At 47.4% G+C, this 9,564-nt stretch carries 14 protein-coding genes; 5 read left to right on the plus strand and 9 right to left on the minus strand.

Annotated elements, in window-relative coordinates:
• The 3 genes from rsfS to CFERDRAFT_RS11335 all read right to left on the minus strand — a co-directional run.
• A partial coding sequence (gene rsfS / locus CFERDRAFT_RS11325; protein WP_040433845.1) for a ribosome silencing factor occupies positions 1–307 on the minus strand: 307 nt, incomplete at its 3' end.
• A gap of 218 nt (positions 308–525) precedes the next feature.
• Complete coding sequence (locus CFERDRAFT_RS11330) at positions 526–1,122, minus strand: mobile mystery protein B (RefSeq protein WP_006367366.1); 597 nt, start codon at positions 1,120–1,122, stop codon at positions 526–528.
• Positions 1,113–1,571, minus strand: coding sequence for a mobile mystery protein A (locus tag CFERDRAFT_RS11335; RefSeq protein ID WP_006367367.1), 459 nt, complete (start codon positions 1,569–1,571; stop codon positions 1,113–1,115). The genes CFERDRAFT_RS11330 and CFERDRAFT_RS11335 overlap by 10 nt, the downstream gene beginning before the upstream one ends.
• Before the next feature lie 212 nt (positions 1,572–1,783).
• Here CFERDRAFT_RS11335 and CFERDRAFT_RS11340 point away from each other — a divergent pair, with 212 nt between their 5' ends.
• Genes CFERDRAFT_RS11340 through CFERDRAFT_RS11350 form a run of 3 tightly spaced genes read left to right on the plus strand, consistent with a single transcriptional unit; the run spans position 1,784 to position 2,888 of the window.
• Positions 1,784–2,140 (plus strand): BrnA antitoxin family protein, encoded by a 357-nt coding sequence (locus tag CFERDRAFT_RS11340; RefSeq protein WP_006367368.1) that lies wholly within the window; start codon positions 1,784–1,786, stop codon positions 2,138–2,140.
• A gap of 57 nt (positions 2,141–2,197) precedes the next feature.
• A complete protein-coding gene (locus CFERDRAFT_RS11345; RefSeq protein ID WP_006367369.1) occupies positions 2,198–2,572 on the plus strand; it encodes a type II toxin-antitoxin system RelE/ParE family toxin in 375 nt (124 codons plus the stop codon).
• Entirely contained in the window at positions 2,565–2,888 is a 324-nt protein-coding gene (locus CFERDRAFT_RS11350) for a helix-turn-helix domain-containing protein (RefSeq protein ID WP_006367370.1), read from the plus strand. The genes CFERDRAFT_RS11345 and CFERDRAFT_RS11350 overlap by 8 nt, the downstream gene beginning before the upstream one ends.
• 61 nt (positions 2,889–2,949) lie before the next feature.
• On the opposite strand, the gene tsaB is transcribed toward CFERDRAFT_RS11350, so the two are convergent.
• The 4 genes from tsaB to CFERDRAFT_RS11370 are packed head-to-tail and all read right to left on the minus strand — an operon-like array spanning position 2,950 to position 6,101.
• On the minus strand, positions 2,950–3,624 hold the full coding sequence (gene tsaB / locus CFERDRAFT_RS11355; protein ID WP_006367371.1) for a tRNA (adenosine(37)-N6)-threonylcarbamoyltransferase complex dimerization subunit type 1 TsaB: 675 nt from the start codon (positions 3,622–3,624) through the stop codon (positions 2,950–2,952).
• A complete protein-coding gene (gene tsaE / locus CFERDRAFT_RS11360) occupies positions 3,624–4,061 on the minus strand; it encodes a tRNA (adenosine(37)-N6)-threonylcarbamoyltransferase complex ATPase subunit type 1 TsaE (protein ID WP_006367372.1) in 438 nt (145 codons plus the stop codon). The genes tsaB and tsaE overlap by 1 nt, the downstream gene beginning before the upstream one ends.
• Before the next feature lie 6 nt (positions 4,062–4,067).
• Positions 4,068–5,342: a DUF1015 domain-containing protein gene (locus tag CFERDRAFT_RS11365; RefSeq protein WP_006367373.1), complete on the minus strand. Its 1,275-nt coding sequence runs from the start codon at positions 5,340–5,342 to the stop codon at positions 4,068–4,070.
• A gap of 33 nt (positions 5,343–5,375) precedes the next feature.
• The gene (locus tag CFERDRAFT_RS11370) at positions 5,376–6,101 is read right to left on the minus strand and encodes a segregation and condensation protein A (protein ID WP_006367374.1); all 726 of its coding nucleotides are present in this window, start codon (positions 6,099–6,101) and stop codon (positions 5,376–5,378) included.
• Positions 6,102–6,452: 351 nt separating this feature from the next.
• Here CFERDRAFT_RS11370 and CFERDRAFT_RS11375 point away from each other — a divergent pair, with 351 nt between their 5' ends.
• Positions 6,453–7,037 carry a tetratricopeptide repeat protein gene (locus tag CFERDRAFT_RS11375; protein WP_006367375.1) on the plus strand — a complete coding sequence of 195 codons (585 nt, stop codon included), beginning with the start codon at positions 6,453–6,455 and terminating at the stop codon, positions 7,035–7,037.
• A gap of 157 nt (positions 7,038–7,194) precedes the next feature.
• Here CFERDRAFT_RS11375 and CFERDRAFT_RS11380 read toward each other — a convergent pair whose 3' ends face one another.
• Both CFERDRAFT_RS11380 and CFERDRAFT_RS11385 read right to left on the minus strand, forming a co-directional pair.
• Positions 7,195–7,536 (minus strand): P-II family nitrogen regulator, encoded by a 342-nt coding sequence (locus CFERDRAFT_RS11380; RefSeq protein WP_006367376.1) that lies wholly within the window; start codon positions 7,534–7,536, stop codon positions 7,195–7,197.
• A 9-nt stretch (positions 7,537–7,545) separates the two neighbouring features.
• Positions 7,546–8,877 (minus strand): ammonium transporter, encoded by a 1,332-nt coding sequence (locus tag CFERDRAFT_RS11385; protein WP_006367377.1) that lies wholly within the window; start codon positions 8,875–8,877, stop codon positions 7,546–7,548.
• A 436-nt stretch (positions 8,878–9,313) separates the two neighbouring features.
• On the opposite strand from CFERDRAFT_RS11385, the gene CFERDRAFT_RS11395 reads away from it, so the two are divergent.
• Positions 9,314–9,564, plus strand: a 251-nt coding sequence (locus CFERDRAFT_RS11395) for an RNA recognition motif domain-containing protein (protein WP_040433849.1), incomplete at its 3' end; no start/stop codon positions are given.

Genomic DNA, 9,564 nt, shown 5'->3' on the forward strand with positions numbered 1-9,564 from the left:
CATCGACATAATCAAGCAGTATCCAGTGCATTGAATCCATACCCTCAACGTGCATCGGACGCTCATCATCCTCTTTCAGCTCATCAACAATATGCTCCGCCGCAGCTTTTGCCTTGCGCTCCGAATCAGCCGTTACAATGACAAAAAAATCTGTAATCGAGGTCAGACCCCGGAGGTCAAGAATCTTTACATCCTCACATTTTTTCTCAAGCGCCAGTTCGGCACTTCTTTTTGCCAGCAATTCACTGATCGCCACCTCTTTTACCTGATCTGCCGTCTCTTTTCCTTTCTTTTTCAGACTGCTCATAAAACTCCGCTGTTCATATATTTACCATATTTTATAACAACTTATAGCCACAAAGCAACAAAAAAGCTGCAAAGCGGCAAGAATAAGTATCACGTGAACATACAAAAAAGCCCGCTCACTGACACAAAAAAAGCCAGGGAGTTCTCCCCTGCCTCGAATGGGTGAGCGGTATAAATAACACACCATGCAAGCTCGCTGGTAAATGCAGGCAAATGGAGCTACGACCTGGCAAATGTTAAAAGCAAACTGTAATCACCATTATCAGCAGCTTTGAGCGCCTTGAGATAGGCTGCTCGGGAATCTCCTTTCCCGAAAAGAGCAGAAGCTCCCCAACTAAAAACCGGACGTTTGAAAATTTTATCAACGATAATGTCAGCCATTAGTCGACTATGTCGTCCGTTACCATTAGGAAAACAATGAATACTGACAAGCCGGTGTTTATATCGAACAGCTATTTCGTCCGGAGGATAGGTATTGTGCTCTATCCAATAGATCACATCATCCAGTAAATTTTTCAACTCAATAGGGACGAGCCATTTGTCCACACCAATGTTTTTATTGGTTTTACGAAACTCTCCAGCCCATGCCCAGACATCTTTGAACATTCGCCTGTGTACACCCCTGACAAACGTTTCAGATAATATATCCGATTGTTTAAAGTTTCGCATCAACGACCACTGCACCGCCTGCTCAATATTCTGTTGTTCAAACTCATCCAACTCGCCTCTGGTGGCAATAGTCGGAATCAGCAGGCCATCTTTTTCATCTTCATCCAAAGGGGTTTGGCCAATAATGTAGTCCAAACCTAATCCCATAATATTTTAGGCTTTTTGTTTTTAAGGTCAACCGTCTTCTCTTCGATGGCATTTTGAAGACGCTGAGGGGAGTTCTGCTGCTCTTCGAGCATCATGGTGTTGGACGTACGCAACACAATTTGAGTGGCCAGCTCTTTTGCTTTCCGATCAATAAGAGCATCCAGTGAACCATCTCTTGGCACGAAACCATAAACCAGCTCCATATCCAAAGCATTGGCGACATCCCTCAGGGTTTTGAGCGTAACAGAGCCCTCTTTTTCCCTTCGCTCAATATCCTGAATGCTTTGTTTTGTAATAGAAATCTTATTGCCCAACTGCTGTAGCGTGATTCCCAGCGCTGAACGCACTGCTTTTATCCAGCCTGTTGGAGGCGGGGTGATTTTTTTTATTTCCGCAACCACCTGCATTTTGCGGTTGAGTTGCTCTATCTGTAATGATCTTCTCTCCATAATTGTAATCTTATAGACTGACTAAAAAAGATTTAATGTAAGCATATAGGCTGACAGAATAAAATTATTTGTAAGGCTATATGCTTGCCAAGCAAAAAGCGCCTTAATAACGCATCACCACTGATTTATCGTGTATACACAATGCGTATGGATTATTTACCTTGTTTGAACAAGACGAAAAGATCCGCAGAATTATTTCATGAGGGCTCGATATGGAGAAGAACGGGCGTATCGTCAGATATACGGATGAAGAGTTGATTGCAATGCAGAAGCGTGGTGAAGACAAAAGCAACTGGGCTGCAGCCGCAGCTATGACTGATGCGGAAATTGAAGCTGCTATTGCTGACGATCCCGACGAAGCAGGTATGGTGGTTGATTGGTCAACAACTTCGGTTGAGCTGCCTCAGCCGAAGGCCGTACTCAATATGCGCGTTGATTACGACATCATGGAGTTTTTCCGCAGTGAGGGAAAGGGCTACCAGACAAAAATCAACGCCGTGTTACGCTCCTATGTCGATCAGCGACGGAAGCACGCCAGGCGGTTGTCAAATCTTAATAAATTTGAATAGTAGAACCTGGTTTTATACATTTAAAGGATAAAAAAATCCCAATACTTAAGATCAACTGTGCGGATTTTCAAAAACAGATGGTTTGCCAAGTTCGCCAGGGATGAAGGTATCAGTGACGAAAGGCTTTGCAAGGCAGTAAAGGATGCCGAAAATGGACTGATTGATGCCGATTATGGAGGCGGAGTCATCAAGCAGAGAATTGCTCGACTTCATGAAGGTAAATCAGGCGGATTTCGGACTATCATTTTTTACCGTCATGGAGAAAAGGCTTTTTTCGTTTACGGCTTTCCAAAAAATGAACAGGATAACATAACCAGGGCTGATGTCAAGGAGTACAAGGAACTCGCAAAAATAACATTTGCCCTTTCCGATGACAAGCTTGACAAACTAATACAGAGTGGTGCCTTCAAGACCGTGAAATCTTATGAGTAAGACGAAAACATACAAAAGCGATGCCCTTGCGGCAGTTCACGAAACCGTTGCGGACATGTTTGAGGCTGGCGTGATCGACAAGCGGACAATGCGCCATTTCGATGAATCCTGTTTAACACCGGTTCATCCATTCAGCGCAGAGGAAATCAAGGCCTTGCGTGAACGGGAGGAGGTTAGCCAAATGGTTTTTGCGCTTTACCTGAACGTTTCAAAAGAGTCGGTCAGCCAATGGGAACGAGGGCAAAAGAAACCTGCAGGCACAACATTGAAACTCCTTTCTCTTATATCGCGAAAAGGAATCAGTTCCATTGCCTGAGATTGGAGGCAAGCTTTGCAGTCAAATAACCTGCAATTATCAAAATGCTTTCGAGCAAAACTCACCCATTCCCGCCGTTGGGAGTGAACATCTGGCGGTAATCGGGGGTAACGGCGTTAAGTTCTGCGGCATCAGCTCCGGCAAAGAGTCTTTTGGCGTGGGGAATAAGGGATTTGGCGGTAAAGAACTCGGACTCTCTGTATACTGCGCCTGAAACCGCGAGCAATGGGATAATCTCGGAAAGCCCGCGCCCGACAACAACAACTCCTGCATTTCCGGAGGCTGCGGCGGCCACATCAGCAGCAGAACCTCTTTCAACCTCGTCATGCCAGAGGCCTGAAGCAAGATCATCCTGATTATAGATTGCATAGTAGTACTCCCCTTTGCGGGAAGGGACAACCGCCATAACCTTACCGGCCTTCTCCGGAAGCGATGCAGCCATTGTCGGCATGGTGGGCACCGGAATGAGCGGCAAACCGAGACCGTAGGCAACACCTTTGGCAACCGATATCCCGATACGCAGTGAGGTAAACGAACCCGGCCCGGATGAGATGGCAATGGCATCAAGCTCGTGCCGGTCAAGCCCCGAGTCACCAATAACCTGTTCAATAAGCGGCACTAGCGTTTCCGCCGCCTTTTTCCACTCTGCACTTAAAACTTCCGTAACAGCTCCGCTTTCGGTCAAAAGCGCTACGCTCAAATGTGCATGAGTGCACTCTACAGCGAGGATATTCATCAATGGGTTCTATTTATAACAATCTTGCGGCTCTCTTCACCGGTTCGCTCAAGCCTGACCGTAGCGTTATAGAATCGGGCGTATTGCGGGAACCTGTCAGCCCACTCTACAACGGAGAGAAAAGCGGAGGAGAGGTATTCATCAAACCCGATAGCCTCAAGCTCCTTCTGTGACTCTATCCGGTAGAGATCGAAGTGATGGAGGGTAACCGGCTCTCCGCGCAGTGTACCCTCATAAATATTAAACAAAGGAAATGTCGGACTTGAAAGCTGCTCTTCGCAAACAAAAAACTCCGTAATCCCCCGCATGAACTCGGTTTTACCCGCACCCAGATCACCGCAAAGCGAAACAACATCTCCGTCATGCAAACCTGCAGCAAACTCCCGTGCATACCGGCGGGTCTCTTCGGCAGAGTGCGAGTGAAACTCCTGGGTCATAAGCGGTCAGTCAAGCGGATTAAAGAGAAGACCGGTCATGAGTTTCGGATAGAAAAAGGTGGATTTCTGGGGCATAACCTCTCCTGTCTCCGAAACAGCCAGCACCTGCTCAACGGTGGTCGGCTTGACCACAAAACCCACCTGCACCTTGCCGGAGTCGACCGCAGCAAACACCTCCCGGTCATCCTTCACATAGGTCAGATTACTCTGTTTTGCCATTGAGTCCTGCGTGATGCCAAGCAGACGGCCAAGAATGAGATCGTGCAGAAGCACCAGACCGAGACGCTGGAGAGCCTCCGGACGGGCAGGATCAAGCAGCGGTTTGGGATCGGTTTTCAAAGCTATGCCGAGCACCTTGCCGGAAGTGACAACACCGTAGGCATAGCTGGATGGCTCACCATCAAGAAATGCTTTCAGGGCTTCCCGGTCCTTGAGCTCGGTTACGGCAAAAAACTCCTCAAGCCTTGTTTTTAAACTGGCGGGATCAAATCCTTCCAGACTGTGCACCAGCCGGTGAATCGGAAAAATCAGCAGCCCTTCATCATAAATATTGGCCAGATAGGTCAGGATGAAATTATAGGGTTCACTGCCGCTGTGAGAGGGGTTTGTGGATGCACGCTCATTGCGATAGTTTACTCCGGTATCATAACGGTGATGACCGTCAGCAATGTAGACCGGCCGGTTCAAGAGCGATGCCTGGAGTGTAGCGATAAGGGCCGGGTCAGTTATCCTCCACATCCGGTTCCGCACTCCCTGAAAGAGCGCATCAACAACCGGTTCATTTGATTCGGCAAAGGCCTGCATCACACGATCAGCCGTTTTGGATTCATCGGCGTAGAGACCGAAAATGGGGCTGATGTTGGCTCTGGTTTTCCGGAACAGGTTCAGACGGTCGGCTTTCGGGCCTGAGAGGGTTTTTTCATGCGGCAGTACCTTTTTTTCCGAAAAATCATAAAGGCGCATCGCCGAAAAAAATCCGTTCCGGGTATGTTTTCTGCCTTCAGAATCCTCAAAGGTCTGAAAATAGGGGTAGATCGCAGGCTCTCTCTCCTTCAGCAGTTCACCCCCATGCAGCCACTCAGCCAGACGCTCAGCCGCCGCGGCATAGGGATCAGACTCCATCGGCAACTCAAGACGGATGGCATTAAACAAAGAGCCCTGATAGAGCTGGGCCTGAAATTCGGGAGAGATAACATCGTAGGGCGGGCATATCAGTGCGTCTGCACTCTTCAGCAGATCGGGGCTATAGAGAATGGCCCTGAAAGGAGTAATTTCCGGCATGTATCAAAAGTATTACAAGGTTGTCTCCGGGTATCAAGACCCGGCTCTCTGGGTAATCCAGAAATCATCAAAGCCATCTTTTACCAGCACGGTAATTCGCCGGTTTTTACACATTTCAAGCACAGCAAGAAAAGTAACAACAAGAATAATGCGTTCCGTGATGCCTTCAAGCACGGAAGTAAACGAAACCTGAACCTCTGCTTCAAGTCTCTTCAGAATCAGCAGGGTCTGCTCTTCAACCGTTACCGGTGCATCCGAAACGCTGCGGGTCATGGTACGGGGCATGTTTTCAAGCACAGACTTGTAGGCCTGCATAAGATGGTAGAGTGTCGGCCGATTGACCGGCTCATCAAGCTCATCAATAACCTCAGGTTCAAACTCCTCAAAAAAGCTCCGGGCAAAAAGCGTTTCCCGCTCCCGGGCAAGCTGATCCAGGGCAGTTGAAGCCTCTTTGATACGCTTATACTCCAAAAGCCGTTGCACAAGTTCCGTACGGGGATCAAACTCATCAGATGGCGTTCCATCCTCAGCCGGACGTGGAAGCAGCATGTTGGCTTTGATGCTCATCAGCATTGAGGCCATATAGATAAACTCTGCGGCAATTTCAAGATTCAGGATCCTGACCTCGCTGATATAACTGATAAAGTCCGAAGTTATCTTTGAAACAGGAATATTATAAATATCCAGTTCATCACGCTTGATGAAAAAAAGCAGCAAATCAAGCGGCCCTTCAAACTCGTCAAGGCTGATCCTGAACATTATGGGGCTGGTACGTTGGGGCACCTCTATTAATTTGTTCCGCGATTCGATTACTTCGCTGGCAGGTGCTCGAAATCCTCAAGTACTCCATGTACATTCCGGTTTCTGCGCTCCTTCCGCCTCGTACTCAAACCGCTCACGACAATTTAAAGAGATGCCCGTTTGACAAATATTGAATGAAACAAGATAGAAAAAGCGGCAGAAAATGCGCAAATAAACCCCCTTGACGGCGTTCATTACCCGTGGAGAAAAAAAAACTTCAAATTCCCGAAAAGTATCAGATATTGATAGTGTGGTAATCAAACCCCGCAATTTCTCTTTTTTTTCAAAGACACCATAGAGCGGCTTTTCATGAGAAGGATCCTGTATGCCATATCTCTAACTGTGGCATGTTTGCTTTATTCCGGCCATTTCGCCCTTGCGGACTCAGCAAATACCCTGTTTGATGAAGGGTTTGCCCAACATCAGAAAGGTGATCTGAGCGGAGCAATAAGACTCTATTCCAGAGCTATTGAAAGCAATCCGGTGTTCGCCATGGCCTACCAGATGCGCGGAGCAGCACAACAGCGATTGAAAAAATATCCGCAGGCTATCAACGACTACACGTTGGTCATCGAATACGGTGAGCCATACTTCAAGGCTGTCGGCTATTTCAATCGGGGCATTATTTATAATATGACCGGATATTACAATGAAGCTATTGCTGACTTTACCAAGGTTATTGAACTCGACAAAAAAATGGCCGGTGCATTTTTTCACCGGGGCATTGCCAAAAGCAAAACCGGCGATCTTGCAGGGCGCTTTGATGACTTTCGTCAGGCGGCAAGGCTTGGCGACAGTAATGCCGAAGCATTTCTGAACACCTATTTTCCTGACTGGAAATTGCCACCGTTACTATCAGCCCCACTTCCGGTCCCGGCTGAACCGGTAAAATAGGGCCTCTCTGTTTTCCTTTTTCCGCCGTACAATTACTTCGATGGTCGGGAATCATACTGCTCTTAAGCATGAATAAAGAGAGCCACTAAACACAAAAAGGGCAGAGAGAGAATCCCCCCTGCCCCTTTTTCATCGTCAGTGTAATCGGTGACGTTTACTATATCGCCTTGCCTCCCCGCTCCTTTGTACGGATACGAATGCACTCCTCAAGCGGCGTTATAAAAATCTTTCCTGCACCGATCTCGCCTTCACCATGACTTGCTGCATTGATGATGGTATCCACCGTAATATCAACAAACTCATCATTGACCGCAATATCGAGCCTGATTTTCGGAATCAGGTTGGGCGCTATTTTCTGGCCCCGATAGATATCAATATCCTCCTGCCGGCCATGACCGGTAACCCGGCTTACGGTAATTCTTGTTATATCGGCCTGGATCAGTGCTTCCCGAACATGGTCGAGACGGTCCGGCCGTATGATTGCAGTTATCAGTTTCATGTAAAGAAATTAATTAAGGTTGATAAGACCATATCCATGCTCACCATGCATACTGTGATCGAGACCGGACATTTCATCATCTTCGCTGATACGCAAGCCGATTGTTTTTTCTACAATGAAGAGCAGAATAAAGGAAACAACCGCCGCATACACAATAGTAACACCCACTGCAGTTGCCTGAACGCCAAGCTGCTGCCAGATTGTCCAGCTACCCCCGACTTTTTCTGCCGCTGCCTCCATCCATGCCGGACGAATAAAAAACACAAGAGCAAGAGCGCCGACAATACCACCAACACCATGCACGCCAAATGCATCAAGACTGTCATCGTAACCAAGTTTGCTCTTGAGCACAATTGCACTGTAGCAGAAGATGGCGGCAAGTGCACCAAGAGCAAAGGCGCCTGAAGGCTGCACAACTCCTGCTGCCGGAGTTATGGCAACAAGACCGGCAAGAATTCCGGACGCAACACCGAGACTGGTTGCCTTGCCATGCTGAAACATTTCAATAACCATCCAGGTAAAGGCGCCTGCTGCAGCGGCAACCTGGGTTACCGTCAGCGCTCTGGCGGTGGCAAGGTCACTGGCTATAGCACTTCCTGCGTTGAAACCGAACCATCCTACCCAGAGAAGCCCTGCTCCGATCAGAGTCATGACAAGATTATTCGGGTGCATGACGTTTTTCGGATAACCACGCCGTTTGCCAAGATAGAGCGCAGCAACAAGAGCGGTCACACCGGAAGAGATGTGAACAACCGTGCCCCCTGCAAAATCAATGGCTCCGGCAGCACCAAGATTGAAAAGGAAGCCGTCGGCCGCCCATACCCAATGGCAAATCGGGCTATAGACAAGTATGCACCAGAGCGCTATAAAAACTGCATACCCCTTGAAATTAACCCTCTCGGCAAAGGCTCCGGCAATCAGGGCCGGTGTGATAATGGCAAATTTTCCCTGGAACATGGCAAACACATACTCCGGAATATGGGTAGGCATGATCGTTTCATCAATCCCCTGCAACATGAAATAGTTATCGTTCCACCCGACAAAACCGCCAAGAATACCGGGACCAAAGCTCAACGAATAGCCGACCAGCGGCCAGAGAACACCAATAATCACCATTGCGGCAAAACTGTGCATCATGGTACCAATAACGTTTTTGGTACGGACAAGTCCGCCATAGAACATGGCAAGTCCCGGAACCATAAGCAACACCAGAGCTGTAGACGTCAGCATCCACGATGTGGTTCCACTGTCAGTAGCTGCAGCGTCAGCGGCCCAGGCACTACTTTGAAACAACAATGCTGCCGGTAAAAGCAGCAGGGCCGTTAAAACTTTTTTCCTCATAACCGGATTAATTGTAATTATTTAAACCTTAATTTTTAATGATAACAACAAAAATGTAATTAATTTTTAATGTAAAGCAAAAAAATAGTCGCATTTTATTACAAATAAGTAGAATTTCAGTCTCTTTTATCAACAGGAATTCCTGAACATCACCAGAAGATGTGAATACGGCATCTTCTCTCAGACCAGCAGAATAGTCTCTGTCAGGTTGAAGGAAAAAGAAACATGCAGGGCTAAACATTCACGATAGTCCTCCCTGTAAAGCAAGGGCGTATTACGGCAGTGGTTGTAATTATTTTTTGAAATACATTATTAATTACGGTAAATTGTGCTCAGAAATCAGCCAATGGTTGGCTGATCGCTATGCAAGTAATTTGTGCTTTGGTTACTTGCCGGCGTCTCTTTCTATCAATGCACATGCTTACTCAGACTAACAATGAATATTTACATTGGCAATTTGCCTTACACTGTTTCTGAAGATGATCTTCGCGATGCGTTCTCCCAGTTCGGACAGGTCGATAGCGCAAACATCATTACCGACAAGTTTTCAGGCCGTTCCAAAGGGTTTGGATTTGTTGACATGCCTAATGACAGTGAAGCTCGTGAAGCCATCGAATCAATGAATGACAAAGATTTGAAAGGCCGCACTATAAAGGTAAACGAAGCGAGGCCTCGCGAAGAAAGGCC

Source organism: Chlorobium ferrooxidans DSM 13031, assembly GCF_000168715.1.
GTDB classification, from domain to species: Bacteria; Bacteroidota; Chlorobiia; order Chlorobiales; family Chlorobiaceae; genus Chlorobium; species Chlorobium ferrooxidans.

What these genes read in the sequence shown, in the direction of transcription:
- CFERDRAFT_RS11365 (WP_006367373.1), bottom strand. Translation starts at nt 5,342, where the DNA reads ATGCCGGAAATTACTCCTTTCAGGGCCATTCTCTATAGCCCCGATCTG.
- CFERDRAFT_RS11385 (WP_006367377.1), bottom strand. Translation starts at nt 8,877, where the DNA reads ATGAGGAAAAAAGTTTTAACGGCCCTGCTGCTTTTACCGGCAGCATTG.
- tsaB (WP_006367371.1), bottom strand. Translation starts at nt 3,624, where the DNA reads ATGAATATCCTCGCTGTAGAGTGCACTCATGCACATTTGAGCGTAGCG.
- CFERDRAFT_RS11340 (WP_006367368.1), top strand. Translation starts at nt 1,784, where the DNA reads ATGGAGAAGAACGGGCGTATCGTCAGATATACGGATGAAGAGTTGATT.
- CFERDRAFT_RS11350 (WP_006367370.1), top strand. Translation starts at nt 2,565, where the DNA reads ATGAGTAAGACGAAAACATACAAAAGCGATGCCCTTGCGGCAGTTCAC.
- CFERDRAFT_RS11380 (WP_006367376.1), bottom strand. Translation starts at nt 7,536, where the DNA reads ATGAAACTGATAACTGCAATCATACGGCCGGACCGTCTCGACCATGTT.
- tsaE (WP_006367372.1), bottom strand. Translation starts at nt 4,061, where the DNA reads ATGACCCAGGAGTTTCACTCGCACTCTGCCGAAGAGACCCGCCGGTAT.
- CFERDRAFT_RS11330 (WP_006367366.1), bottom strand. Translation starts at nt 1,122, where the DNA reads ATGGGATTAGGTTTGGACTACATTATTGGCCAAACCCCTTTGGATGAA.
- CFERDRAFT_RS11335 (WP_006367367.1), bottom strand. Translation starts at nt 1,571, where the DNA reads ATGGAGAGAAGATCATTACAGATAGAGCAACTCAACCGCAAAATGCAG.
- CFERDRAFT_RS11375 (WP_006367375.1), top strand. Translation starts at nt 6,453, where the DNA reads ATGAGAAGGATCCTGTATGCCATATCTCTAACTGTGGCATGTTTGCTT.
- CFERDRAFT_RS11370 (WP_006367374.1), bottom strand. Translation starts at nt 6,101, where the DNA reads ATGTTCAGGATCAGCCTTGACGAGTTTGAAGGGCCGCTTGATTTGCTG.